This window comes from Rhizobium glycinendophyticum (assembly GCF_006443685.1).
GTDB classification, from domain to species: domain Bacteria; phylum Pseudomonadota; class Alphaproteobacteria; order Rhizobiales; family Rhizobiaceae; genus Allorhizobium; species Allorhizobium glycinendophyticum.
Genome location: NZ_VFYP01000001.1, coordinates 1,615,023 through 1,639,326, shown reverse-complemented (window position 1 = coordinate 1,639,326; position 24,304 = coordinate 1,615,023). Strand labels below are relative to the sequence as shown.

Annotated in this window: 30 protein-coding genes and 1 pseudogene; 14 read left to right on the top strand and 17 right to left on the bottom strand. The window is 62.4% G+C overall.

The window, feature by feature from the left end:
- Window positions 1-43 precede the first annotated feature (43 nt).
- The 6 genes and pseudogenes from FJQ55_RS07985 to FJQ55_RS07960 form a co-directional block, all read right to left on the bottom strand.
- Window positions 44-1,522 (bottom strand): phospholipase D-like domain-containing protein, encoded by a 1,479-nt coding sequence (locus tag FJQ55_RS07985; RefSeq protein ID WP_140827085.1) that lies wholly within the window; start codon window positions 1,520-1,522, stop codon window positions 44-46.
- Window positions 1,523-1,724: 202 nt separating this feature from the next.
- Window positions 1,725-2,204: a VOC family protein gene (locus FJQ55_RS07980; protein ID WP_140827084.1), complete on the bottom strand. Its 480-nt coding sequence runs from the start codon at window positions 2,202-2,204 to the stop codon at window positions 1,725-1,727.
- A 320-nt stretch (window positions 2,205-2,524) separates the two neighbouring features.
- Window positions 2,525-2,764 carry a hypothetical protein gene (locus FJQ55_RS07975; protein WP_140827083.1) on the bottom strand — a complete coding sequence of 80 codons (240 nt, stop codon included), beginning with the start codon at window positions 2,762-2,764 and terminating at the stop codon, window positions 2,525-2,527.
- Window positions 2,765-3,415: 651 nt separating this feature from the next.
- Window positions 3,416-3,850 (bottom strand): annotated as a pseudogene (locus FJQ55_RS23660) (DUF2155 domain-containing protein); the annotation flags it as partial.
- Between the two features lie 112 nt (window positions 3,851-3,962).
- Window positions 3,963-4,361: an NADH:ubiquinone oxidoreductase subunit NDUFA12 gene (locus FJQ55_RS07965; RefSeq protein WP_140827081.1), complete on the bottom strand. Its 399-nt coding sequence runs from the start codon at window positions 4,359-4,361 to the stop codon at window positions 3,963-3,965.
- 116 nt (window positions 4,362-4,477) lie between these two features.
- On the bottom strand, window positions 4,478-4,945 hold the full coding sequence (locus FJQ55_RS07960) for a GNAT family N-acetyltransferase (protein WP_140827080.1): 468 nt from the start codon (window positions 4,943-4,945) through the stop codon (window positions 4,478-4,480).
- A 57-nt stretch (window positions 4,946-5,002) separates the two neighbouring features.
- Here FJQ55_RS07960 and FJQ55_RS07955 point away from each other — a divergent pair, with 57 nt between their 5' ends.
- The gene (locus FJQ55_RS07955; RefSeq protein ID WP_140827079.1) at window positions 5,003-5,437 is read left to right on the top strand and encodes a hypothetical protein; all 435 of its coding nucleotides are present in this window, start codon (window positions 5,003-5,005) and stop codon (window positions 5,435-5,437) included.
- Window positions 5,438-5,464: 27 nt separating this feature from the next.
- Here the strand turns inward: FJQ55_RS07955 and FJQ55_RS07950 are convergent, their stop codons facing one another.
- Both FJQ55_RS07950 and gatB read right to left on the bottom strand, forming a co-directional pair.
- A complete protein-coding gene (locus FJQ55_RS07950; protein ID WP_140827078.1) occupies window positions 5,465-5,962 on the bottom strand; it encodes a GNAT family N-acetyltransferase in 498 nt (165 codons plus the stop codon).
- A 4-nt stretch (window positions 5,963-5,966) separates the two neighbouring features.
- Window positions 5,967-7,472: an Asp-tRNA(Asn)/Glu-tRNA(Gln) amidotransferase subunit GatB gene (gatB, locus tag FJQ55_RS07945; RefSeq protein ID WP_140827077.1), complete on the bottom strand. Its 1,506-nt coding sequence runs from the start codon at window positions 7,470-7,472 to the stop codon at window positions 5,967-5,969.
- A gap of 146 nt (window positions 7,473-7,618) precedes the next feature.
- On the opposite strand from gatB, the gene FJQ55_RS07940 reads away from it, so the two are divergent.
- Window positions 7,619-7,918 carry a DUF1294 domain-containing protein gene (locus tag FJQ55_RS07940; protein WP_140827076.1) on the top strand — a complete coding sequence of 100 codons (300 nt, stop codon included), beginning with the start codon at window positions 7,619-7,621 and terminating at the stop codon, window positions 7,916-7,918.
- Between the two features lie 9 nt (window positions 7,919-7,927).
- Here FJQ55_RS07940 and FJQ55_RS07935 read toward each other — a convergent pair whose 3' ends face one another.
- Window positions 7,928-8,437: a GNAT family N-acetyltransferase gene (locus FJQ55_RS07935; protein WP_140827075.1), complete on the bottom strand. Its 510-nt coding sequence runs from the start codon at window positions 8,435-8,437 to the stop codon at window positions 7,928-7,930.
- A 273-nt stretch (window positions 8,438-8,710) separates the two neighbouring features.
- On the opposite strand from FJQ55_RS07935, the gene FJQ55_RS07930 reads away from it, so the two are divergent.
- From FJQ55_RS07930 to FJQ55_RS07920, 3 genes are read left to right on the top strand one after another with little or no spacing between them, the layout of a single operon-like run.
- The gene (locus FJQ55_RS07930; protein WP_140827074.1) at window positions 8,711-8,968 is read left to right on the top strand and encodes a YjhX family toxin; all 258 of its coding nucleotides are present in this window, start codon (window positions 8,711-8,713) and stop codon (window positions 8,966-8,968) included.
- Between the two features lie 54 nt (window positions 8,969-9,022).
- Window positions 9,023-9,307: a BrnT family toxin gene (locus FJQ55_RS07925; protein WP_140827073.1), complete on the top strand. Its 285-nt coding sequence runs from the start codon at window positions 9,023-9,025 to the stop codon at window positions 9,305-9,307.
- On the top strand, window positions 9,282-9,539 hold the full coding sequence (locus tag FJQ55_RS07920; RefSeq protein ID WP_140827072.1) for a BrnA antitoxin family protein: 258 nt from the start codon (window positions 9,282-9,284) through the stop codon (window positions 9,537-9,539). The genes FJQ55_RS07925 and FJQ55_RS07920 overlap by 26 nt, the downstream gene beginning before the upstream one ends.
- Here FJQ55_RS07920 and FJQ55_RS07915 read toward each other — a convergent pair.
- The 4 genes from FJQ55_RS07915 to FJQ55_RS07900 form a co-directional block, all read right to left on the bottom strand.
- On the bottom strand, window positions 9,536-9,991 hold the full coding sequence (locus tag FJQ55_RS07915; RefSeq protein WP_140827071.1) for a GNAT family N-acetyltransferase: 456 nt from the start codon (window positions 9,989-9,991) through the stop codon (window positions 9,536-9,538). The genes FJQ55_RS07920 and FJQ55_RS07915 overlap by 4 nt on opposite strands.
- Window positions 9,992-10,011: 20 nt before the next feature.
- Window positions 10,012-11,493, bottom strand: coding sequence for an Asp-tRNA(Asn)/Glu-tRNA(Gln) amidotransferase subunit GatA (gatA, locus tag FJQ55_RS07910; protein WP_140827070.1), 1,482 nt, complete (start codon window positions 11,491-11,493; stop codon window positions 10,012-10,014).
- 73 nt (window positions 11,494-11,566) lie between these two features.
- A complete protein-coding gene (gene gatC / locus FJQ55_RS07905) occupies window positions 11,567-11,854 on the bottom strand; it encodes an Asp-tRNA(Asn)/Glu-tRNA(Gln) amidotransferase subunit GatC (protein ID WP_062274501.1) in 288 nt (95 codons plus the stop codon).
- A gap of 68 nt (window positions 11,855-11,922) precedes the next feature.
- Window positions 11,923-12,627: a metal-dependent hydrolase gene (locus tag FJQ55_RS07900; protein WP_140827069.1), complete on the bottom strand. Its 705-nt coding sequence runs from the start codon at window positions 12,625-12,627 to the stop codon at window positions 11,923-11,925.
- Between the two features lie 152 nt (window positions 12,628-12,779).
- Here FJQ55_RS07900 and FJQ55_RS07895 point away from each other — a divergent pair, with 152 nt between their 5' ends.
- Window positions 12,780-13,073, top strand: coding sequence for an alkylphosphonate utilization protein (locus FJQ55_RS07895; RefSeq protein WP_113379381.1), 294 nt, complete (start codon window positions 12,780-12,782; stop codon window positions 13,071-13,073).
- A 21-nt stretch (window positions 13,074-13,094) separates the two neighbouring features.
- Window positions 13,095-13,592 carry a Holliday junction resolvase RuvX gene (gene ruvX / locus FJQ55_RS07890; RefSeq protein WP_140827068.1) on the top strand — a complete coding sequence of 166 codons (498 nt, stop codon included), beginning with the start codon at window positions 13,095-13,097 and terminating at the stop codon, window positions 13,590-13,592.
- On the opposite strand, the gene FJQ55_RS07885 is transcribed toward ruvX, so the two are convergent.
- Together FJQ55_RS07885 and FJQ55_RS23420 are read right to left on the bottom strand one after the other, a co-directional pair.
- Window positions 13,526-13,861, bottom strand: coding sequence for a DUF6105 family protein (locus FJQ55_RS07885; protein WP_140827067.1), 336 nt, complete (start codon window positions 13,859-13,861; stop codon window positions 13,526-13,528). The two genes, ruvX and FJQ55_RS07885, sit on opposite strands and share 67 nt — an antisense overlap.
- Window positions 13,858-14,004 (bottom strand): hypothetical protein, encoded by a 147-nt coding sequence (locus FJQ55_RS23420; protein WP_167507694.1) that lies wholly within the window; start codon window positions 14,002-14,004, stop codon window positions 13,858-13,860. Before FJQ55_RS23420 ends, FJQ55_RS07885 begins: the two co-directional genes overlap by 4 nt.
- Between FJQ55_RS23420 and FJQ55_RS23320 the strand changes: the two genes are divergently transcribed.
- Window positions 14,003-14,143, top strand: a complete 141-nt coding sequence (locus FJQ55_RS23320; RefSeq protein ID WP_161596965.1) for a hypothetical protein — start codon at window positions 14,003-14,005, stop codon at window positions 14,141-14,143. The two genes, FJQ55_RS23420 and FJQ55_RS23320, sit on opposite strands and share 2 nt — an antisense overlap.
- Window positions 14,144-14,251: 108 nt before the next feature.
- Window positions 14,252-15,187 carry an AEC family transporter gene (locus tag FJQ55_RS07880; RefSeq protein WP_140827066.1) on the top strand — a complete coding sequence of 312 codons (936 nt, stop codon included), beginning with the start codon at window positions 14,252-14,254 and terminating at the stop codon, window positions 15,185-15,187.
- Here FJQ55_RS07880 and FJQ55_RS07875 read toward each other — a convergent pair.
- On the bottom strand, window positions 15,169-16,812 hold the full coding sequence (locus FJQ55_RS07875; RefSeq protein WP_140827065.1) for an acyl-CoA dehydrogenase family protein: 1,644 nt from the start codon (window positions 16,810-16,812) through the stop codon (window positions 15,169-15,171). The two genes, FJQ55_RS07880 and FJQ55_RS07875, sit on opposite strands and share 19 nt — an antisense overlap.
- 230 nt (window positions 16,813-17,042) lie before the next feature.
- On the opposite strand from FJQ55_RS07875, the gene FJQ55_RS07870 reads away from it, so the two are divergent.
- From FJQ55_RS07870 to dprA, 4 genes are read left to right on the top strand one after another with little or no spacing between them, the layout of a single operon-like run.
- On the top strand, window positions 17,043-17,999 hold the full coding sequence (locus FJQ55_RS07870) for an aspartate carbamoyltransferase catalytic subunit (protein ID WP_140827064.1): 957 nt from the start codon (window positions 17,043-17,045) through the stop codon (window positions 17,997-17,999).
- Entirely contained in the window at window positions 17,996-19,291 is a 1,296-nt protein-coding gene (locus FJQ55_RS07865) for a dihydroorotase (RefSeq protein WP_140827063.1), read from the top strand. Before FJQ55_RS07870 ends, FJQ55_RS07865 begins: the two co-directional genes overlap by 4 nt.
- Window positions 19,292-19,303: 12 nt before the next feature.
- Window positions 19,304-19,921, top strand: a complete 618-nt coding sequence (plsY, locus tag FJQ55_RS07860; RefSeq protein ID WP_140827062.1) for a glycerol-3-phosphate 1-O-acyltransferase PlsY — start codon at window positions 19,304-19,306, stop codon at window positions 19,919-19,921.
- Window positions 19,922-19,936: 15 nt separating this feature from the next.
- Window positions 19,937-21,085 (top strand): DNA-processing protein DprA, encoded by a 1,149-nt coding sequence (gene dprA / locus FJQ55_RS07855; protein ID WP_140827061.1) that lies wholly within the window; start codon window positions 19,937-19,939, stop codon window positions 21,083-21,085.
- Here dprA and FJQ55_RS07850 read toward each other — a convergent pair.
- On the bottom strand, window positions 21,044-21,277 hold the full coding sequence (locus FJQ55_RS07850; protein WP_140827060.1) for a hypothetical protein: 234 nt from the start codon (window positions 21,275-21,277) through the stop codon (window positions 21,044-21,046). The two genes, dprA and FJQ55_RS07850, sit on opposite strands and share 42 nt — an antisense overlap.
- Before the next feature lie 248 nt (window positions 21,278-21,525).
- On the opposite strand from FJQ55_RS07850, the gene topA reads away from it, so the two are divergent.
- Window positions 21,526-24,222, top strand: a complete 2,697-nt coding sequence (gene topA / locus FJQ55_RS07845; protein ID WP_140827059.1) for a type I DNA topoisomerase — start codon at window positions 21,526-21,528, stop codon at window positions 24,220-24,222.
- Window positions 24,223-24,304 lie beyond the last annotated feature (82 nt).

The following is a 24,304-nucleotide window of genomic DNA, read 5'->3' as shown; positions in this document are numbered from 1 at the left end:
CGTCGTATGATTCTTCGTCGAAGCACGAGCGCCTGTTGTATAGTTATGCCTTCCGCCGCAACGGCCGCTTCAGCCTCCCCCGAAACAGCCCGCGCTTCTCGATCGGCTCGAACACCGCGTCAGACCCCTCGGGGTCCAGGATTTCATGGTCGGCGAGCCATTTTTCCAGGTCGGAGATTTCGGGCGTCTCGTAGGGCCCGAGCGTGGCGCTGCCCGCCTTTGCGTTTTGCGCGCGCATTCGCTCGATGGCTGCGATCAGCGAGCCGCTTTCTCGGATCGCCTGATCGACCGTGTCCGGCGTGGCGCTCAGATGTTCGGCCAGGAGGTCGTTGCGGAAGCGCTCGATCTTGCGTGAAAGTTCCGCCGAGCCGCCCGCTTCCAGCGCGACGTCGCATTCCTGGTCGAAGCGCATGGAGCGGTTGTTGATGTTGGACGAGCCGACGCGAAGATACTGGTCATCCGCGATCATCAGCTTGGCATGCACGTAGATCGGCTGCCCCTTGGCGGTGACCGGATGGTAGATCCGGAAACGGCCGTAGGTGTCGTGGCGGCGCAGGGATTCGGCGAGGCGGGCGCGGGCCGTGTCCATGGCGATCTGGCCCAGCCAGTTGTCCGAGGTCGTCGGATTGATCAGGACGAATTCCGGTCCATCCGGCTCGGCCAGTCGACGGGCGATCGCCTGGGCGATGGCGCGGGAGGCAAAATACTGGCTCTCGGCATAGACCAAACGTCGGGCGGAATGGATCATATCGAGATAGAGCTTTTCGATTTCGGTGACGGCGCTCTCCTCACGATAGGCAGGGCTCGTGCGGGCGATCGCGAGGTCGACCGGGCCGAAGGAGAAGTTGGGGGCGCGTTCCGGTGCGGGGGGCACGTGCGTCACGAGCGGCACGGCCTTGCCGCCGGCGCGGGTCCAGCGGTGGCGACAGAGTTCGGCAAGCGCGCGGGCGGCGGGACCGGTGAAGCGGCTCGATATGTCGTGCCAGGGTCCATAGGGCTTGCCATTGGGGCGGCGGCGGTCGGGGTTTTCGTCCAGATGCTCCCGCGTGTCCCAGCGATCCAGCGTCACGTCGATGCCGCCGCAATAGGCGACCGTGTCGTCGATCACCAGCATCTTCTGGTGATGCGAACTGCCCAGCGGATGTTTGTCGTCCAGACGGACGGAGATCTGGCGGTTCCATTTCCAGCGCAAGAGATAGGGAAGGTTCGAGGGCCTGGCCCAGCTGGCAAGCGGCGCCGGGCTCCAGAGCAGGATGCGGATTTCCAGGCCCGGGGTGCGGCGCGCCAGCCAAAGGAGGAAGTCGCCGACGCGGCGCGGGGCGCCGTCATCCACCCTGGGGTGACCGAGCGTGATGGAGGCATCGAAATCCCAGCCGACAAAGAAGATCGTGCGCTTGGCCGCCATCATCGCGGCGCGGATCGAGGTGAAATAGTCATTGGCATCGATGAGGATCGAGAAGTCATCGGCTCTTTCGGTCCGCCAACAGTTCTCGGAAGGCGAGAAAATCGTTTGAAGCGCCATCAATTACTCCAGCCACCGGATCCCGAGATCAGATCGTGCGAGCGCCGACTTGCGTCCAGTCTCCGCGATCGCAGCGTCGCACCGGCCTACAACGCGCAACGGCGCCTTAAGGCACAAGGAAATTCGAGGAAGGTTCAAAAAAATATTCGGGTAGAGCGATTCAATCGATCGACCGGGGGCCGCAGATGAGGGAGCTCGTTGCTCACCCCCGCCGCGCCGCCTCGATCTTCGCGACATCAATCTTCCCCATCTGCATCATCGCCTCGAACGCCCGCTTTGCCTCCGCGCCACCGGCCGCGAGCGCCTCCGTCAAGACACGCGGGGTGATCTGCCAGTTGATGCCCCATCTGTCCTTGCACCAGCCGCAGGCGCTTGTCTGTCCGCCATTGCCGATAATGGCGTTCCAGTAGCGGTCGGTTTCCTCCTGGTCGTCGGTCGCGATCTGGAAGGAGAAGGCTTCCGAGTGTTTGAAGGCGGGGCCGCCGTTCAGTCCCAGGCAGGGGATGCCAGCGACAGTGAAATCGACGGTCAGAACATCGCCGGCCTTGCCGGAGGGGTAATCGGAGGGCGCACGATGGACGGATTTCACTTCGCTATCGGGGAAGACGGTTGCGTAGAAGCGCGCGGCGTCCTCGGCGTCGCGGTCGTACCAGAGGCAGATGGTGTTTTTTGGCGTGGGCATGGTTTCTCCTCCCAGAGATGCCGATCAGGGGGCATTGCAAGCCTGTGTGGGGGATGCGTCAAGGGGAGAATGGAGGCGTGGTGCGAGGAGTTACCCCTCTGCCCTGCCGGGCATCTCCCCCTCAAGGGGGGAGAACTTCTGGGGCTGGCGTCTTGCCTAACGGAAAAACTGTCTGTCGTTAAGCTCCACTAAAGAGCAATCCAGCATTTCAGTTGGGCACGAGCCCACCCTCGGGGCTTCACCACACAGTACCGGCGTGAAGCCGGTTTAAGCCCTCCCCCTTGTGGGGAGGGCTTGGGAGGGTCTTTCCGCCAGGCGCTTCAGTTCACCGTCAGATCCGCCGTCTCGCCAAAGGCGATGATCAGCCTGGGGCTGGTCATGTCGCCGCTTTCCTCGTCGACCTGGATCGAATAGGCGGCGACGCCGAGGTGGCGAGCGGACATGGCGGTGGCGATCTTTTCGGCGGCGGCGGCGCTGGAGGCCTGGCGCATCTCGCCGGGCACGACATTGCCGCGGTTCTTCTTGAAGGGAAGGACGATGAATTTTTCGGCGAGCGACATGATGGGAGAACTCCTTCTGTGTTCTCTTCATGTTCTCCCGAGGCGGGGAAGTCAAACGATAAGCCTGGAAGGCACAAAATCTCACCTCGGCTTTCCTGAGCCAATCGAAGGGGGAGCATCTCCCTTAATCGGAGGGAAAGGATTCGCGGCAAGCCCTCGGCTCCACAAACAGAAGGACGTGTCCGGGTTCAGCCCTCCCCCTTGTGGGGAAGGTTAGGGAGGGGACCATTCTTCTCAATTCGATGGTGCTGCCCTTGGGAGAGGCTGGACGACCGCTTAGTAGAGGCCGACGCCGCCGGGCGGGGTCGGCGGGGGTGCGATCGGCTGCGGCTGGCCCTGAGAATAGGGATCGCCGCCTTGCAGGGCGGGATCGCCGTCCTGTGGGTAGCCGTCTTGTGGGTAGGCGTTCTGGGGGGCGCCGTCCTGCGGGTAACCGTCGGGTGGCGGAAGGGCGCCGCCATAGGTCTCGTCGGGAACCTGTTGCGGCGCGTCAAGCGGCGGGACGGTCCCCGGCGCGGGCTGGGCCGGGGCGATGTCGCTCAGCGGAGCCGTGTTGGGATCGGTGGCGGGGGCGGTGCCGGGGTCGGTCGCGGGTGCGGCATTCGGATCGGCGGCCGGGGCGGCATCGGGCTTGGCGGGTTCCGGTGCGGGCTTTGCCGCGACCTCGACGCCCGGCGGGGCCGGCACGTCGGACTTCACCTTGCAGCCGGTCAGCCAGACATCATAGATCGGGTGTTCGACCGCATTGAGTGCGGGGCTGTCGGCAAACATCCAGCCGGAAAAGATGCGGCGGATCTTGCGATCGAGCGTGATCTCGTCGACCTCGATGAAGGCGTCGATCTTCTGGGCTTCAGTCTCGTCGCGCGAATAGCAGACTTTCGGCGTAACCTGGAGCGCACCGAACTGCACAGTCTCGTTGACATAGACGTCGAAGGTGGTGATTCGGCCGGTGATCTTGTCGATGCCGGCGAATTCGGCCACCGGGTTTTCGAGGCGAGTGGCATTGGCGGGCACGGGCGCCAGAAGCGGGGCGAGCATGGCAAATCCCAGAACCGGAACGGCCAAACTCCAAACGCTATGCTTCATGTCCCGCTCGCTTTCGTCGATCCACTACCAAGGGAATTCCGCAGGCCAGATATGACAAGGGCCTCACGGATGAGGCCCTAACGCCGGATTATGGCCAAATCGGGTAACCGGCTCAGTTGCCGGGGGTCCAGGCGTCGTAATCGCCAGTGACACGCGGACGTTCGCCGGCAGCCGCGATCGAACCCTGCGGGCGATAGGCGTCCGCCGTGCCGGTCTGGTTCTGACGGTGGGCCTTCTGCCATTCGCGGGGCTTGTAGTCTTCCTTCGAGGGCGGCGTGTTGGTGCGGTAGTGCATCCAGCCGTGCCAACCAGCGGAGATCTTCGAGGCATCGGCATAGCCGTTGTAGATGACCCAGCGCTTCGGTTGGCCCCAGCTTGTCATCGGGCCTTCGTAATAGACGTTGCCGGCTTCGTCTTCGCCTACTCGCTTGCCCTGGCGCCAGGTGAAGAAGCGGGTCCCCATGGTCTGACCGTTCCACCAGGTGAAGATCTGCAACAGAAACTGCTTCATGGCGTGTCCTTGGGCTTTGCCGTGGCTATGCTGGCAGCCGCAGGCGGCCACCGATCGTGCCTCCGCTTATGCCGCCTCGCCTTTCGCTTGTCTAGTGATTCTGGGTCGCAGCCCCCTCATTTCAGCTTGAGCTTGAAGCCGAGATGGGAGGGGGCGAAGCCGAAGCGCTGGTAGAAGCGGTGGGCATCCTTGCGGGCGGCATTCGAGGTCAGCTGGACGAGGCGCATACCGTCCGCGCGAGCCTTTTCAACGGCGAAGCCGATCATCGCGGCGCCGATGCCCCTGCCCCGCATGTCGGCGCGTGTCTGGACCGCCTCGATGATCATGTTTGAACTGCCGAGAGCGGTCATCGTTGTGGTGACCATCGTCTGGAAGGTGCCGGCCACCTCGCCGTCAAGTTCGGCAACATAGAGTGTTTCGCTGGGCGACGCCGCGATGCGGGAAAAGGCGGCCCTGTAGGCGGGCAGCGCGTCAGGGTCGGTGGTATCGCCGTGGCCACCCAGCGGGTCGTCGGCAAAGAGCGCGACAATGGCCTTAAGATCATTCTCGGTTGCTTCTCTTATCTGCACTGATTGGACTTGCATGCCACCCCCGCTGTCGCGCTAGTGTTCATTCGCATAACGACCCCGGGGGACTTCTTGATGACAGGCATGCGACGGCTGGCGACAATTCTGTGCGTAACTCTCTCGGCCGCGGCCGTTCAGGCCCAGGAGGGCGGCCGCAAGGCGATTGCCTTCGTTCAGGCGCCGGAGATGAGTGCCGGCCAATGCCTCGACAAGGACACGGCCTCAGCGATCGATTGCGCGGTCAAGCAATGCATCGATGGTGGGGGCACCGCCGAGGATTGTCAGGTCAATGCGACCTGCTATCCGGCCAACTGGAGCGTCGACGTGTTCATGATGGCGGACGGCGGTCCTCACTGGCATCAGTATTCCTGTGGCTGGCAGACACGAGAGCTGGCCTTGAAGGCCGCCGAACTGGCCTGCAGCACGGCACAGAAGGACGGGCTTGTGGAATGCTCGGCGGTGCAGCTGATCGACGAGAACGGCAAGATCACGGAACCGCCGTTCAACTGAACGAAAGTCTGAGAGTCGAAAAGCCGCTCACTTGAGCGGCTTTTCCATGATCACAGCTTCGATGCCGCTGTCGGGACCGCCGCAATTCTTGGTCCGGTCGACCTCGACGAAATCATGTGCCTCATAAAAGGCTATCGCGCCGGCGTTCTGAGGCTCGACCTCTAGGCGGAGAATTTCGGCATCGGGAAAGCATGTCTCGATCTCGGCGAAGAGATCGCGACCGATGCCCTGGCGCTGATGGTCGGGATGAACATAGAGCTGGTGCAGCATTGCGGTCTTGGTCAGCTTTTCCGACATGGCCGCGAAAGCCATGCCGCCGATCCGCTTGCCGTCGTCGGCGACGAGATATTCGCCGCCTTTGACGTGGATGCGCCGCTTGATCTCGGCCGGGGAATGCCAGACCGCGATCAGCTCGGCGACCTTAGCCGGTCCGTAGAACCGGTCGTAGGTGGCGTGAAAACTCAACGTCAGCAGGCCGCGCAGCGATTCGACATCGCGATCTGTGGCGGTGCGGACAAAGAACAAGCGCTTACTCCTCGGGCAGGCCGAGCTTGGCCTTGACCAGCGCCTGGACGGCCTGCGGGTTAGCCTTGCCACCGGTTGCCTTCATCACCTGGCCAACGAACCAGCCGGCGAGTGTCGGCTTTGCCAGCACCTTGGCGACCTGGTCGGGGTTGGCGGCGATGATCTCGTCGACGGCCTTTTCGATGGCGCCGGTGTCGGTCACCTGCTTCATGCCGCGCGCCTCAACGATTTCAGCAGGGTCGCCGCCTTCGTTCCAGACGATCTCGAAGAGGTCCTTGGCGATTTTGCCGGAGATGGTCTCGGCCTTGATGAGATCAATGATACCGCCGAGCTGGGCTGGCGAAACCGGCGTCTCTTCAATGCTCTTGCCGGCCTTGTTCAAGGCGCCCAAGAGATCGTTGATGACCCAGTTGGCGGCCGTCTTGCCGTCGCGGCCTTCGGCGACAGCCTCGAAATAATCGGCGATCGCCTTTTCCGAAACGAGCACGGAGGCGTCGTAGACGGAGAGACCGAGTTCGGCGACGAAACGGGCCTTCTTGTCGTCGGGCAGTTCCGGCAGGTCCTTCTTCAGCGCCTCGACATAGGCGTCGTCGAATTCCAGCGGCAGCAGGTCCGGATCGGGGAAGTAGCGATAGTCATGCGCGTCTTCCTTCGAGCGCATGGAGCGCGTTTCGCCCTTGTTCGGGTCGAAGAGACGGGTTTCCTGGTCGATGACGCCGCCATCCTCGAGGATCGCAATCTGGCGACGGGCTTCGTATTCGATAGCCTGGCCGATGAAGCGGATCGAGTTGACGTTCTTGATCTCGCAGCGCGTGCCGAATTCGCCGCCCGGCTTGCGCACGGAGACGTTGACGTCGGCGCGCATCGAGCCTTCGTCCATGTTGCCGTCGCAGGTGCCGAGGTAGCGCACGATCGAACGCAGCTTGGTCATATAGGCCTTGGCTTCGTCGGAGGAGCGCATGTCGGGCTTCGACACGATTTCCATCAGCGCCACGCCGGAGCGATTGAGATCCACATAGGACATGGTCGGATGCTGGTCGTGCATCGACTTGCCGGCATCCTGTTCCAGATGCAGGCGCTCGATGCCGATCTCGATATCCTCGAAATTGCCCTGACGATCGGGGCCGAGCGAGATGATGATCTTGCCTTCGCCGACGATCGGGTCCTTGAACTGCGAGATCTGATAGCCCTGCGGCAGGTCCGGATAGAAGTAGTTCTTGCGGTCGAAGATCGAGCGCTTGTTGATCTGGGCCTTGAGGCCAAGACCGGTGCGCACGGCCTGGGCCACGCATTCCTCATTGATGACGGGCAGCATGCCGGGCATGGCGGCATCAACGAGCGAGACGTTGGAATTCGGCGCATTGCCGAAGACAGTCGAGGCGCCGGAAAACAGCTTGGACTTCGACAGCACCTGGGCATGGACTTCCATGCCGATGATGACTTCCCAATCGCCGGTGGCGCCGGGAATGAAGCGTTTCGGATCGGGCGTGCGGGTGTCTACCAGGGTCATCGGATGCTCGTGTCATGCGTGGACGTTTCGTCTCGTGAGGTAGAGCAAATGCGCCGACGGTGCAAGGCTTGAGGCCCTGGCTGCGGGCATGCTGACAGCGCTCATCGAGGGTGGATGACAGGTGGTGGAAGAGGCTACAGAGAGTCATGACACATTTCTTGGCCCTTACCCCTCAAGCCGTGCTGCTGATTGCGCTTATCGGATGGAACCTCCTGAGCTTTGCGATCTTCGCCTTTGACAAACATGCGGCACGCCAGTCGCTTCGGCGCATCCCCGAGCGGCGGCTCATCCTGCTCACCATCTTCGGCGGCGCCAGCGGCGCCTATCTGGCGCAACGGTTTCTGCGCCACAAGACACGCAAGCCGCCGTTCGGCTGGCTCGTGCCGCTGATGGCGAACGTACAGTTGGGATTGCTCGTGGTTACCACGGTGCTGCTGGCGGCGTGACCGGCGGGGTCAGAATTCCTGGCCGTATCCGAGCGTTTGCTGCTGGGCGAGTTGCTTGGACAGGCCTACGGACTGAACCTCACGATCGAGCTTGGGATTGTAGGTAACCGTCAGCCAGTTCACGGCATAGCCGTGCTTTTCAAAGAAGCGCAGGGCTTGTGCATTCATGGCGTGTGTCTGCAGGCTCGCCTTGGAAAATCCCTTGTCTACGATTTCGATTTCGACGGCGGCAAGCAGTTCGGTGCCGAGTCCCTGCCCTTCGAAGTCCGGATCGATCCAAAAGTCCGTGATTGTCTCATCGAGATCCTCTCGGGCCGCCCAGCCGACCGGTTGGCCCGATCTCTCGATCACGGTGATGCAGATCCAGCCGTCGCGGGTAAAGCGCAGAAAGGCGTTGCGGGCATTGTCGGCCATATCCTGCGTTTCGCCGACCGGGATCATCGCCTTTTGCCAGGCGCGCAGGCCGATTTCGGCCAGGATTTCGGCTTCCTCCTGTCGCGCCTTGCGGATCGTGATCATTCATCCCTCTTCGTTGCCGGCAGTAAAACACCTGCACCGATTCTTGGCCAGAGGAGCCGAGATCACCAGCGTGGACGGTTCACGGTCCCTGTGCTATCTTTTGCAGGTCTGTAGGAGCTTTGATGTTCGGTTTGTCTGAGACCCGGTAAAGGCCCTGCCCCGAGATCCCCACGTGGATCCAATGGACAGGGCCAGAAAACGAAGCCCCGACGCCCAGCGGCGCCGGATCCGTTTTCATGCGCGCGACAATGCGCGTTCTCCGGACATCATCTCATGGACATTTCACGCTCAGACCAGCGTATCCTCCATCTCATGGCCCAAGGCGGCTGGATTGAAATCCGCCGCGACGAAAGACGCAAGATCGAGAAAGCACTGTGCTTTTCCCGCGACGGCTGGCTCTATCCCGGCTTCGATGTCGAACTCTTCCGCAGGCTCAAACGGCTGAAGGCGATCAGTTCGCGGGAGGGCAAGCCTTACAGGATCACCGAGCGGGGCTTGCGGCTCGTCAGGGCCGAACTGGATAACCGGTAAGGTTGAGGCCAGGATCGCGCTTGCTTGTCACTACGTGCGTAGTTACACTCGATCATGAACTATGAGTGGGACGCCGGGAAGAATGTCGCCAACCAGGTGAAGCATGGCATCTCCTTCGAGGAGGCCATGCTCATCTTCGAGGGTGACGTTTTGACCGGCGTCGATACCCGTCGTGATTACGGAGAAACCCGCAGGGTCAGCATCGGGGCGATCCGGCAACTGATTGTCATTGTGGTCGTCCACACCGACCGCGCCGGTCGCATTCGAATCATTTCCGCCCGGCTGGCCAACCGCAAAGAAAGGCAGAAGTATCATGACCATCTCCGCCGCCCGTCTTAAGGAACTGCAGTCGCGTCAGGACGCCGATATCGATTACAGCGACATTCCGGAACTTGATGATGCGTTTTTCGAAGCGGCCGTGCTCGTGACGCCATCGACAAAAACACAGATTACCGTTCGGCTCGACGACGATGTGCTCGAATGGTTTCGAGGACAAGGTAAAGGATATCAGACGCGCATGAATGCCGTGCTGAAGGCCTATGTCGAAAGCCAGCGGCGGCGCTCCCGCTAAAGCGGCTGCTGCATCTTCACCTTGTCGACCATCATCCCCATGGACGGTGAATGCTGCATGCCGCGCCAGATCACCTTGAAACCCAGTTCCTCATAGAGCCGGATCGCGCCTTCGTTCGCCGCATGGGTGTCGATCCTCGCGCGCGTCAGGCCTTCGGCGCGCATGGTGCGCAGCGTGGCAGACAGGAGAGCAGAGCCGATGCCGAGACCCTGATGGGCCGGATCCACCCAAAGGTCGGAGATGTAATCGCGGTCGCCCTCGCGAGCCGTCCAGCCGACGATCTCGCCGCCCAGTTCCCCGACGGTGATGAGGTTGAAGTGGTTCTTGGCGAAGGCGTGGAAGCTCGCGCGGATGCGGATCACCATGTCCGCGCCGAAGGCGTTCAGCACCGGATTGGTCGCCCAGGCCTCGAAACCGACACGGCCGACGCTGTCAGCATCGGCCGCTCTCATGTCACGAATGAGGAAGTCGCTTACCACCACTTGGCCGGCGTGAACGTGCCGGCAGCCTGTTCGATGACATGGGCGGTCTTGAAGAGGGTCTCTTCCTCGAAGGGCTTTCCGATGATCTGCAGGCCGAGCGGCAGACCCTTGCTGTCGATGCCGGCGGGAACCGAGATGCCCGGCAGGCCGGCCATGTTCAGCGTGATGGTGAAGACATCCTGCAGGTACATCTTGACCGGATCGGCGGCCAGTTCCTTGTCGCCGATGGCAAAGGCCGAGGTCGGGGTGATCGGGGCGAGGATCGCATCGACGCCGGCCTCAAAAGCCAGTTCGAAGTCGCGTTTGATCAGGGTGCGGACCTTCTGGGCCTTCAGGTAATAGGCGTCATAATAACCGGCCGAGAGCACATAGGTGCCGATCATGATGCGACGCTGGACCTCCTTGCCGAAGCCTTCCGCGCGGGTCTTCTCGTACATGTCGGCAATGTCCTTGCCATCGACGCGCAGGCCGTAGCGGACACCGTCGTAACGGGCAAGGTTCGACGAGGCTTCGGCCGGGGCGACGATGTAATAGGCCGGCAGTGCGTATTTGGTATGCGGCAGCGAGATGTCGACGATCTCGGCACCGGCTTCCTTCAGCCAGGCGATGCCTTGGCTCCAGAGTGCCAGGATCTCTTCCGACATGCCCTCGACGCGGTATTCTTTGGGGATACCGATCTTCATACCCTTCACGGAGCCGCCGATGGCCTTTTCGTAATCCGGAACCGGCAGATCGACGGAGGTTGTGTCCTTCGCGTCGGTGCTGGCCATGGACTTCAGAACGATTGCAGCATCACGCACATCGCGGGCGATCGGGCCGGCCTGGTCGAGGGACGAGGCGAAGGCGACAATGCCCCAGCGCGAGCAGCGGCCGTAAGTCGGCTTGATGCCGACGGTGCCGGTAAAAGCGGCGGGCTGGCGGATGGAGCCGCCGGTGTCGGTGGCTGTGGCACCGGCGCAGAGATGGGCGGCAACGGCTGCGGCCGATCCGCCGGACGAGCCGCCGGGGACCAGCTTCTCGTCGGAACCCTTGGCCTTCCACGGGTTGACGGCAGGGCCGTAGTAAGAGCTTTCGTTCGACGAACCCATGGCGAATTCGTCCATGTTGAGCTTGCCGAGCATGACGGCACCGGCGTTCCACAGGTTGCTCGTCACCGTCGATTCATATTCCGGCTTGAAGCCGTCGAGGATGTGGCTGCAGGCCTGGGTGTGCACGCCCTTGGTGGCGAAGAGGTCCTTGACGCCGAGCGGAATGCCTTCGAGCACGCCAGCCTTGCCTTCCGCAATGCGCGCGTCGGAGGCCTTGGCCATCTCGCGGGCAATCTCAGGCGTCACGGCGACGTAGGCGTTCAGCGCACCATTGGCGGCCTCGATCGCAGAGAGATAGGCATCCGTCAGTTCGACGGCCTTGATCTCCTTGGCGGCGAGTTTCGCGCGGGCGTCGGCGATGGTGAGGCTGGTCAGTTCGCTCATGGCAGGTTCACTTCAGACTGTCTGCGCCCGGACGGGCGGGAAATGCGGGACTCGGCGGAGAAAGCGTCGGATCTTACTCGACGACCTTTGGCACCTGGAAGAAATTGCGGTCGGTCGCGGGAGCGTTGGCGACGATGGCGTCGGCCTTGTTGCCGTCGGTGACCACGTCGGCGCGCTTCTTCATGGCCATGGGGGTCACCGAGGTCATTGGCTCCACACCCGTCACATCGACCTCGTCGAGCTGCTCGACGAAGCCGAGGATGCCGTTCAGTTCACCGGTCATGCGCTCGGCCTGCTCCTCACTGACAGCGAGACGGGCAAGACGGGCAACGCGCTTGACGGTGGCGAGATCGACAGACATGGGCATTCTCCGGATGGACTGTTTTCTTCGCTATAATGGCCGTCAAGCGCCGGTGCAACGGGGTTTCGTCAGACCTCGACGGAGGATCCGGGTTGCGGGGTCAAGACGCGGGTCCGGGTGCCGTCCATGCCGGCGACGAATTTCTCCGGCGTCTGGTCGATGATCGGGAAGGTGCCGTAGTGGCAGGGGATGGCGGTCTTGAAATCGAAGAAGCGCTGGCAGGCGAGTGCCGCGACCGCACCGCCCATGGTGAAGCGGTCGCCGATCGGCACCAGACCGATATCCGGCTTGTGCAATTCGTTGATCAACTGCATGTCCGAGAAAATGTCGGTGTCACCCATGTGCAGAAGCGAGGCTTCGTCGTCGAAATGCAGCATCAATCCGTTGGCATTGCCGAGTGCATGGGAGACGCCGTCCTCGGTGATCTGGGCCGACGAATGCAAGGCATTGGTGAAGGTGACGGAGAAACCTTCGAAGCCGACGGTGCCACCGGTGTTGCCCATTTCGATCTTATCGAGACCCTTGGATCCGAGCCAGGCCGCGAGATCGGCATTGGCAAGGACGGTTGCGCCGGTTTCCTTGGCAAGCTGAACCGTATCGCCGACATGGTCGCCGTGGCCGTGGGTGAGAAGGATATGCGTGACGCCCTTGGTCTGGTCCTTCAGGTCCAGCCCGGCAAAGCTCGGGTTGTAGGACAGAAACGGATCGATCAGGATCGACGCGGTGGCGCTGTCGAGGCGGAAGGCGGAATGGCCGAGCCAGGTAATCTTCATGGTATCTCTCCGGTTTGCGGTGTCGCGGGGCAATATATGGCAAATGCCAGGCCCGGCAACTGCTGGAAGGGTGCGTCAGTTGCGCAAGGGTCAGCGCTGGTCTATGCGACCTTCATGGCAGCCGTATTGCTGCGTGACAGGAAGGACCGACCATGGCCGACGACGATTATGTATATGACGAGGCCACGGGCGAATGGCTGTCTGCAGCCGAGGCTGCGGCGAAGAATGCCAAGCCTGAAGCCCGCGACGCATCCGGCAATGTACTGGCCGATGGCGATTCCGTCGTGCTGGTCAAGGATCTGAAGGTCAAGGGCGCCGGCCAGACGCTGAAGCAGGGCACCGTGATCCGCTCGATCCGTCTGACCGACAATCCGGAAGAGATCGACTGCCGGCACGACGCGATCAAGGGCCTGGTGCTGCGCACCGAGTTCGTTCGCAAGCGCTGAGGCGTTGAAGGGGTACGAGCCGTGGCAACACTGACCATCGAGGAACTGGCCGAACGGCTTCAGCCGAACCAGGCGATTGCTGGTCTCGATCTCGGGACCAAGACGATCGGGCTCTCTGTTTCCGATCTCGGGCGGCGTTTTTCCACCCCTCGCCCGGTCCTGAAGCGGGTGAAGTTCACTCAGGATGCCGAACTGCTGCTGGCCTTTGCCGCCAAGGAGAAAGTCGCGGCCTTCGTGATCGGCCTGCCCGTCAACATGGACGGCTCATCCGGGCCACGCGTGCAGGCAACCCGGGCTTTTGTCCGGACCATGGCCGATAAAACGGAGATCCCTTTCGTCTACTGGGACGAACGGCTGTCCACCGTGGCCGCTGAACGGGCTCTCCTCGAAATGGATGTCTCTCGCGCCAAGCGCAGCGAGCGGATCGATTCGGCCGCCGCCAGCTTCATCCTTCAGGGCGCGCTGGACAGGCTCTCGGGGCTGGCTCGCGTTTCCACCACGTCCGGCGATGACACCTGACGGGCAGCCCACCAGGCCTTGATCGTCTTGCGGCGGCGGAAGGCCATGATGGCGAACAGCACGAGACTATCGACGACCACAGCGCGCATGACCAGCGGCGGAATGGTTTCCGGCGGAATGCCGAGCACATTGCCATAGATCCGGAAAACCAGATCATGGGCCTCCCGCGTCAGCATGAAGATGCCAAAGCTCATGTCGTAATAGGACAGGCTGTACCAGGCGCCGAGAAACGCAATGGGCATGGCCCACAAGAGCAGAAATGTCTTCATGCCGTCTCTGCCTTTCGCAACAGCAGCGAATCATTCGCCGCAGGCCAGTTCTCTACCAGCCATCTCAATCCAGCCATCGTGCTCAACACGAGAGCCGGCACGGCGATATCGAGTGCCAGCCCCGCGAAGAAGACCATCATCATGATGGTTATCACCGGCCTTGCCGGAGCCACGACTTTCACCGATTACGCCTTTCAACGCCTGTCCCGGGGAAAAGGTGTCCTGTTCGCCCGCTCGGCGCAACGTAAACCCTTTGTTAAGGTTAACGGCGGCTGGGGATAAACCAGATCAAGGATTTCCGGCGCGAGCACGGCAGCGGGTCGTTTCTCGTCGCCTGCCAGGGCTCGGAGCGTTAACGATCGCCCCTTCACCTCCGCAGCCGGACCTCCCATGCTGATCATTTTCGAAAGCATCCTGCCGATCTTCCTGCTCGTCATGATCGGGGTCGGGCTTCGTCGCGCACCCGTGATTCAGGAGAGTTTCTGGAGCGGGCTCGAGCAGTTCGGCTACTACGTGCTGTTCCCGGCGCTTCTCTTCCACACCATGGTGAGGATCGACTTTGCCGCACTCGACGGCGGACGGGTGAGCCTTGTGTCGCTGATTGCCGTCGGCATCATGACCGGCGTTTCCCTGGCGCTCTGGCCGCTGCTCAAGCGGGCCGGCATGCCGGCGTCCTCTTACACCTCGGTTTTCCAGACCGCGACTCGCTGGAACGGCTTCATGGCGCTTGCCATCGGCGAGAAACTCGCCGGCCATGAGGGGCTTGCCGTCATCGCCGTCATCATGGCGGCGATCATCATTCCGCTGAACCTGATCAATGTCGGTGTCATGGTCTGGTTTTCCGGGCAGAGCCGCAGCTTCAAGACTTTTGCGATCCGCATCATCTCTAATCCAATCATCCTCGGATCGGGCCTCGGGGTCATCCTCAATCTCATGCGTGTGCCCGTCTACGAGCCGGTCCTGACGACCATCGGTCTGTTGGCGGCGGCTTCCCTGCCGCTCGGACTGGTCAATGTCGGAGCAGGACTGCGCGTTGAAGATGCGCTGCGGCCGAGCGGCGCGGTAATCCTGTCGGTCGCGCTGAAACTGCTGCTGTTTCCGATCGTTTCGGTCGGGATCGCGCTCGCCGCCGGGCTATCAGGCCAGACGGTAGTGATGATCGCGCTCGGGGCCGCAGTGCCCACCGCGATGAACGGTTATGTGCTGGCGCGACAAATGGGCGGCGACGCCGAACTCTATGCGGCAGCGGCCACCGTGCAGACGGTGGTTGCCTTCTTCACCATCCCGGTCGTGCTTTATCTCGTGACTCAGGTGGCCGGCGGGTAAAGCAGGTCGATCACGTAACGCGAGTCGAAACGGGCATCGAGCACGCCATAGGTATGGCGCCAGCCGCCGGCGAGGCGCGATTCGAGGAAGGCATCGGCGATTTTGCCGGCACCGAGGCGATAGAGTTCGGCGGCACCGGCCGCGAGTGCCAGTTGCTCGATCAGAAGGCGCCCTGCCCCCTCGTCTCGGTCGGCGAGTGCCGTTGCTGCCCGTAGAACCTCGACCGTCTTCTTGCCCGAGGGGCCGAGATCACGTTCCAGCCCTGCAAACAGGGTTTCGAAGAGATCCTTGCCGCGGCTCAACACACGCAAGACATCGAGTGCCATGACATTGCCGGAGCCTTCCCAGATCGCGTTGACCGGGGCTTCGCGATAGTGGCGGGCGATCGGGCGTTCCTCCACGTAACCGCTGCCGCCGATGCATTCCATCGCTTCATAGATAAGGCCGGGCGCGATCTTGCAGATCCAGTATTTGGCAACCGGCGTCATGACGCGGGCATAGGCCGCATCGACCGGGTTTTCGCGAGCCTTGTCAAAACTGTCGGCGAGACGGAAGGCGAGTGCGGTGGCGGCGGCCACGTCGAGCGCCATGTCAGCGAGCACGCGGGTCATCATCGGCTGGTCGATCAGATTCTTGCCAAATACGGCCCGTCCGCGCACATGATGCACGGCTTCGGCCATCGATGCGCGCATGATGCCGGCCGAGGCAAGGGCGCAGTCGAGACGGGTCAGGGTGACCATATCGAGGATGGTGCGCACACCATCGCCGGGAGAACCGAGCAGGAAGCCGAAGGTTTCTGAGAACTCGACCTCGGAGGAGGCATTCGAGCGATTGCCGACCTTGTCCTTCAGTCGCTGGAACTCAAGACCATTGGCGGAGCCATCCTCAAGCAAGCGGGGCACGAGGAAACAGCCCATGCCGTCCTTGGTCTGGGCGAGCATGACGAAAGCGTCGCTCATCGGCGCGGACATGAACCACTTGTGGCCGGAGAGGCGGTAGATGCCCTCGCCGACGCGCTCGCCGGTCGTGGTGTTGGCACGCACATCCGTGCCGCCCTGCTTTTCCGTCATGCCCATCCCGATGGTGACGGCCGTCTTCTGCATCGGCGGCTTGTTGCCGCTGTCGTATTTGCGCGACAGGATCTTTGGCGTCCATTCCTTCTGGACTGCCGGCGAGGCAACCAGAGCGGCCACCGACGCGCTGGTCATGGTGAGCGGGCAGAGATGGCCCGATTCGAGCTGGGCGGTCAGGAAGAAGCGGACCGCGCGGGCCTTGTGCTCGTGGCCACGCGCCTCCGACTGGTCCTCCCAGACGGAGGAATGCAGGCCGGATGCCATGGAACGGCGCATCAGGGCATGCCAGGCCGGGTGGAATTCTACAACATCGAGCCGCTCGCCGCGCACGCCATGGGTGCGCAATTGCGGCGGGCTGGCATTGGCCATGCGGGCCAGTTCCTGCGCTTCGGGCGAGGTCACATATTTGCCGATGACATCGTATTCCTCGCGCAAAGGGCGCGAGAGCGAAGACGAGAGATCGACCAGCAGCGGGTCGGCACGATAGGCATTGATGCCGGACCAGGGCTTGGGCTGGTTCAGGGCGGCGAGTTTTTCTTCAGTCCGGTTCATCTAGTCTTGCCGATCTCGTAAGCAGACGCACGTTGGTCCGCCAACGGTTCGCCTTGTCAAATTCCATGGAGGGTACGGCAGATCCGCAGAATGCGGCCGCGCATCCGGGAACACTGCATACCCGCAGTCGGCTCCTATTACATGGGGACCGCGCCGCAATCCACATAGCATATGCTTGCTCCCATGCATGGCAATCATTATAGACCGCGTGACATCTCAGGAGGACGTCCATGGTCTTCTTTCCCCATCGCCATCTCATCGGCATCAAGGGCCTTACCGAGCAGGACATTACCTATCTGCTCGACAAGGCGGACGAAGCCGTCAAAATCAGCCGCCAGCGGGAGAAGAAGACTTCGACGCTGAGGGGCCTCACCCAGATCAACCTTTTCTTCGAAGCCTCGACGCGGACGCAGTCCTCGTTCGAGCTTGCGGGCAAACGCCTCGGCGCCGACGTGATGAACATGTCGGTCGGCAATTCCTCGGTCAAAAAGGGCGAGACGCTGATCGATACAGCGATGACGCTGAACGCCATGCGGCCGGACGTTCTGGTCGTGCGCCATTCGTCCGCCGGCGCTGCTGCCCTGCTCGCGCAGAAGGTTGCATGTTCGGTGGTCAATGCCGGCGATGGCCAGCATGAACATCCGACACAGGCGCTGCTTGATGCGCTCACCATCCGCCGCGCCCGGGGCAAGCTGTCGCGCATCATCGTCGCGATCTGCGGCGACGTTCTGCATTCGCGCGTCGCGCGCTCCAACATCCTGCTGCTCAACGCCATGGGTGCCCGTGTGCGGGTCGTCGCACCGGCGACGCTGCTCCCGGCCGGAATTGCCGACATGGGCTGCGAAGTCTTCCACGACATGAAGGAAGGGCTGAAAGACGCTGATGTCGTGATGATGCTGCGCCTGCAGCGCGAGCGTATGTCCGGCTCTTTCGTTCCCTCGGTGCGCGAATACTTCCATTTCTACGGGCTCGACGCCGAAAAGCTGAAGGCTGCGAAGGAGGATGCGCTCGTCATGCATCCCGGCCCGATGAACCGGGGCGTCGAGATCGCGTCTGAAGTGGCCGACGGTCCGCAGAGCGTCATCGAGAGCCAGGTGGAAATGGGTGTGGCCGTGCGCATGGCAGTCATGGAAACGCTGCTCGTCTCGCAGAACCAGGGTCCGCGTTCGGAAGGATTGGGCGCATGATGAAACCGCTCGTCCTCAAGGATACCCGCATCATCGACCCGTCACGCGGTCTCGACGAGGTCGGAACGATCATTGTCGGCCATGACGGCTTGATCCTCGCATCCGGTGCCGATGCCCAGAATCAGGGGGCACCAGAGGGCGCTGACATTCGCCACTGCCGCGGGCTCGTCGCCGTTCCGGGTCTCGTCGATGCACGCGTCTTCGTCGGAGAGCCGGGCGCGGAACATCGCGAGACGATCGCGTCTGCGAGCCGCGCGGCGGCGGCCGGGGGGATCACCTCCTTCATCATGATGCCGGAGACGGACCCTGTTATCGACGACATCGCATTGGTCGAATTCGTCAAGAAGACGGCCCGCGATACGGCCTGCGTCAACGTCTACCCGGCAGCGGCCCTGACCAAGGGCATGACCAGCGGTGAAATGACCGAAATGGGTCTGTTGCAGCTTGCCGGCGCCGTCGCCTTCACCAATGGTCGGCATGGCCTGAACGACACGCAGGTTCTCAGGCGCGCGATGACCTATGCGCGCGAATTCGGTGCCGTGATCGCGCTCGAAACGCGGGAGAAATATCTCGCCGCCAATGGCGTGATGAACGAGGGGTTGCTGGCAAGCTGGCTCGGTCTCGGCGGCATTCCCCGCGAAACCGAGATCATCCCACTCGAGCGCGACCTGCGTATCGCCGGGCTCACCCGCGCCAAGTATCATGCCTCCCAGATCTCCGTGCCGGAATCGGTCGAGGCGATCGAGGTGGCGCGCAAGCGCGGCGCCAAGGTCACCTGCGGCATCTCGATCAATCACCTGAGCCTCAACGAAAACGACATCGGCGAATACCGGACCTTCTTCAAGCTCTACCCTCCGCTGCGCTCCGAAGACGATCGCATGGCGATGGTCGAAGCGCTCGCCAAGGGGCAGATCGACATCATCGTCTCCTCGCACGACCCGCAGGACGTCGACACCAAACGCCTGCCCTTCGGCGAGGCGGCGGACGGCGCGATCGGGCTCGAGACCATGCTGTCGGCCGCGCTGCGGCTGCATCACGCCGGCCAGGTGCCGCTCATGCGGCTGATCGATGCGATGTCGACTCGGCCGGCGCAGATCTTCGGGTTGCCCGGCGGCACGCTGAAGCCGGGCGCTGCCGGCGATATCGCGCTTATCGACCTCGACGAGCCGTGGCTCGTCTCGCGCGACAGCCTGCTGGCGCGGTCTAAAAATACTGCCTTCGAGGATGCGCGCTTCTCGGGCCGAACCGTTGCGACTTACGTCGCCGGGCGCTGCGTGCACTCGCTTTCTTAAAAGGGGACACTGATGCCTACCGTCGATTATTCCGCTCTCGGCTTTCCCAATCTCGCCATCGTGCTCGCGCTCGGCTATCTCCTGGGCTCGATCCCCTTCGGCCTGCTTTTGACCAAGATGGCCGGGCTCGGGGATCTCCGGTCTATCGGGTCCGGCAATATCGGCGCGACCAATGTGCTGCGCACCGGTAACAAGAAACTGGCGGCCGCCACGCTGCTGCTCGACGCTTTGAAGGCAACGGCGGCGGCGCTGATCGCCCAGGCGGTGTTCGGCCACAATGCCGGACTGCTCGCAGGCTTTGCCGCCTTCATCGGTCACCTCTTCCCGGTCTGGCTCGGCTTTAAGGGCGGCAAGGGTGTTGCGACCTATATTGGCACGCTGCTCGGCGTCGCCCCCTGGATGGTACTGGTCTTTGCCGTCTCCTGGCTCTCGGTCGCCTTCGTGACCCGCTACTCGTCTTTGTCGGCCCTCGTCGCCACACTTGTCATTCCGGTTGTATTGTGGATACTTGGGGTTGAAGAGGCTGCCCTCGTCACCGCTGCCATGACCGTCATTACCTATTGGCGTCACAAGTCCAATATCGAGCGTCTGATCGCAGGGACAGAGGGCAAAATCGGCCAAAAGGGCTGAAGGGCTAAGGGAGCTATGGGGTCAGGCGGCGCAGGACGAAAAGGGATTGCGCTGACGGACCGACAGAGGATCGCCTGGCTGCGGCTGATCCGCAGCGACAATGTCGGCCCAGCCACCTTCCGCGACCTGATCAATCATTTCGGCACGGCAGAAGCCGCACTCGACGCTTTGCCGGAACTGTCCAGGCGTGGCGGATCGGCTCGCTCCATCCGCATCGCGACCATCGCCGAGGCCGAGCGCGAGATCGAGATTGCCCGGCGCTTCGGGGCGCGGTTCATCGGTATCGGTGAGCCGGACTATCCGCCGGCTCTGCGTCAGATCGATGGCGCCCCTCCCCTCCTCGCCGCAAAGGGCGATCTTTCCGTTGCCACCCTGCCTGCCGTCGGCATCGTCGGCTCGCGCAACGCCTCGATCAGCGGCGCCAAATTTGCCGCGATGATGGCGCGCGAGATCGGCAATGCCGGTTACGGCATCGTCTCCGGACTCGCCCGCGGGATAGACGCTGCCGCGCATCGAGCGAGCCTCGAGACTGGCACGATCGCTGCCATGGCCGGCGGGCTTGATCAGCCGTATCCCCCCGAGAACATCGATCTGCTCCGGGCCATCTGCGATGGACGGGGACTTTCCGTTTCCGAAATGCCGTTCGGATGGGAGCCTCGGGCAAGGGATTTTCCAAGACGCAACCGGCTGATCGCCGGGATATCACTTGGGGTTGTGGTGATCGAAGCCGCCGCACGTTCCGGCTCGCTCATCACGGCCCGGCTTGCTGGTGAATTCGGGCGGCTCGTCTTTGCCGTGCCCGGCTCGCCGCTCGATCCCCGCTGCGAGGGAACCAACGGCCTGCTGAAGGATGGGGCGACGGTGACGACGCGGGCGCTCGACGTGCTGCAGGCGCTGGCACCAATTTCGCAAATGGACCTGTTCAGCCAGCCGGAAGCGGACGAACCTGATGACGAAGGGACCGAGCGTATGATGGCGCCGCCACCCAATGACGACGAAAGACTGACGATCGTGCAGGCACTCGGCCCGACACCGGTCGAGATCGACGATATCATTCGCCACACCGGCTTTGCAGCCTCTACTGTCTATCTGGTGCTGCTGGAACTCGATCTTGCCGGGCGGCTAGACCGGCATGCGGGGGGATTTGTTTCGCTCGCCGTTTAAGATGGTCAAAGAGCGTCGTCCGGACTGCACATCCCCGGCTTCAACATAGGCCATCTCGATCAGGTAGCAGAGCATTTCGGCGCCTTCGTTTTCCGCGACGGCACGAAGTTCTCCGAGCATTTGGCGTATATATGCGATGTTCTCCATCGTGCGGGTGCCGCGACCGTTCGTCTCGCCTATCTGTCTTGCCATGACCGGTGCTCGTCGCTGTGGAGGACGACAATTCGCGCCCTCACCATTTATCCCCCAAATACAATAGCTCATTTATTCTAGATTGCAATCTTCCGTTAATCTCCTCCTGGTTGTGTAACGTTGCAATTTCGGAAAATCGGCCATACCTCTTGACCGCAGGCGTTTCGCCCTCCATGTCGAAACGTCGGTTTTCCAAGGCGGTGGCGCGGTGCCATCGGTTGTGAAGACTGATGAAGGTGCAGTGAAGTATGAATGTCGTCGTCGTAGAATCTCCGGCAAAGGCCAAGACGATCAACAAGTATCTCGGATCGGGATACAAGGTGCTCGCCTCGTTCGGCCATGTGCGTGATCTTCCGGCCAAGGACGGCTCCGTGCTTCCGGACCAGGATTTCGAAATGCTGTGGGAGGTCGATACCGCCTCTCAGAAGCGGATGAAGGACATCGCCGACGCAGTGAAATCCTCCGACGGCGTGTTCCTCGCGACCGACCCGGATCGTGAAGGGGAAGCGATTTCCTGGCACGTGCTCGATCTCTTGAAGAAGAAGCGTGTGATCGGCGACAAGCCGGTCAAGCGCGTCGTCTTCAACGCCATCACCAAGAAGGCCGTGCTCGACGCCATGGCCAACCCGCGCGACATCGACACGCCGCTGGTCGACGCCTATCTCGCGCGCCGGGCCCTGGACTATCTCGTCGGCTTCAACCTTTCGCCGGTTCTGTGGCGCAAGCTGCCCGGCGCCCGCTCGGCCGGCCGCGTGCAGTCGGTGGCGCTGCGGCTCGTCTGTGACCGCGAAACCGAAATCGAACGCTTCGTTGCGGAAGAATACTGGAATATCTCGGCGCTTTTGAAGACGCCGCGCGGCGACGAATTCGAGGCGAAGCTCGTCTCGCATCAGGGCAAGCGCATGCAGCGCAACTCGGTGACCAATGGCGAGCAGGCCAGTGCGATCAAGGCACTGCTCGAAGGTGCCGCCTTTGCCGTCGACAGCGTCGAGGCGAAGCCGGTCAAGCGCAATCCGGGGCCTCCCTTCACCACATCTACCCTGCAGCAGGCTGCGTCCTCGAAGCTTGGCTTCTCGGCCTCGCGCACCATGCAGGTCGCGCAGAAGCTTTATGAAGGTATCGACATCGGCGGCGAGACCGTCGGTCTCATTACCTATATGCGTACCGATGGCGTGCAGATGGCACCCGAAGCGATCGAGGCTGCTCGCGGCGCGGTCGCCGACCAGTTCGGCCCGCGCTACGTGCCGGAGAAGCCGCGCTTCTACTCGACCAAGGCGAAAAACGCCCAGGAAGCCCACGAGGCCATTCGCCCGACCGATTTCAATCGCTCGCCGGACAAGGTTCGCCGTTTCCTCGACGCAGACCAGCAGCGCCTCTACGACCTGATCTGGAAGCGCGGCATTGCGAGCCAGATGGCATCGGCGGAAATCGAGCGCACGACGGTCGAGATCCTCGCCGACAACAAGGGCGAAAAGGCCGGCTTGCGCGCCGTCGGCTCCGTGATCCGCTTCGACGGCTTCATTGCCGCCTATACCGACCAGCGCGAAGATGGCGAACCCGCAGAGGATGGTGACGACGAGGATGGTCGCCTGCCGGAGATCAATGCCCGCGAGGCATTGGCCAAGAGCAAGATTAACTCGAGCCAGCACTTTACCGAGCCGCCGCCGCGTTATTCGGAAGCTTCGCTGATCAAGAAGATGGAAGAGCTCGGCATCGGCCGTCCCTCGACCTATGCCGCGACGCTGAAGACACTCAGCGACCGCGAATATGTGATCACCGACAAGCGCAAGCTCATCCCACATTCCAAGGGACGGCTGGTTACGGCCTTCCTCGAAAACTTCTTCACGAAGTATGTCGAATACGATTTCACCGCCGACCTTGAAGAAAAGCTCGACAAGATCTCGGCTGGCGAACTCAACTGGAAGGACGTGCTTCGCGACTTCTGGAACGACTTCTTCTCGCAGATCGAAGACACCAAGGAACTGCGCGTCACCAATGTGCTCGACGCGCTGAACGAGGCTCTGGCGCCGCTGGTCTTCCCGAAGCGCGAAGACGGATCGGATCCGCGCATCTGCCAGGTCTGCGGCACAGGCAACCTGTCGCTCAAACTCGGCAAATACGGCGCCTTCGTCGGCTGCTCGAACTATCCGGAATGCAATTACACCCGCCAGCTGACCAATGACGGCAATGCCGAGGCAGAAGCCGCCGGCAACGAACCGAAGGCGCTCGGCAAGGATCCGGTGACGGACGAGGAGATCACGCTGCGTTCCGGCAGGTTCGGGCCTTACGTCCAGCGGGGCGACGGCAAGGACGCCAAGCGCTCGTCGCTGCCGAAGGGCTGGGCGCCTGCCGATATCGATTTCGAGAAGGCGTTGTCGCTCTTGTCGCTGCCGCGCGATGTCGGCCCGCATCCGGAAACCGGCAAGATGATCTCGGCCGGTCTCGGACGCTACGGACCGTTCGTGCTGCATGACGGGACCTATGCCAATCTCGAGGGCATCGAGGACGTGCTGTCGATCGGCATCAACCGTGCCGTGACCGTGCTTGCCGAGAAGAAGGCTAATCCCGGCGGGAGGGGCCGCACGGCAGCGGTTGCGCTGAAAGAACTCGGGGAACATCCGGACGGCGGCGCGATTACCGTTCGTGACGGCCGCTTCGGACCGTATGTCAACTGGGGCAAGGTGAATGCCACCCTGCCCAAGGGCAAGGACCCGCAGACGGTCAGCGTCGAGGAAGCCCTGGTGCTGATCGCCGAGCGCGCGGCCAAGGACGGCGGCGGCAAGACGAAGGCGAAGAAGGCTCCGGCCAAGGCCGCCAAGGCGAAGGCCGGCGATGCGACCGAGGCGAAGCCGAAGAAGGCTGCAGCAAAACCGAAGGCAAAGGCCGCGGCGAAGGCGCCGGCCAAGGCCAAGGCCAAGACAACAACGAAAAAGAGTGCGACTTGAGCAGAAAATTCCGCGACCCCTCCGAGATCCCCGGCTCCGGCAACCGCAAGAGCCGGCGTGCGGAAGGCGCGGCCAAGGCGAA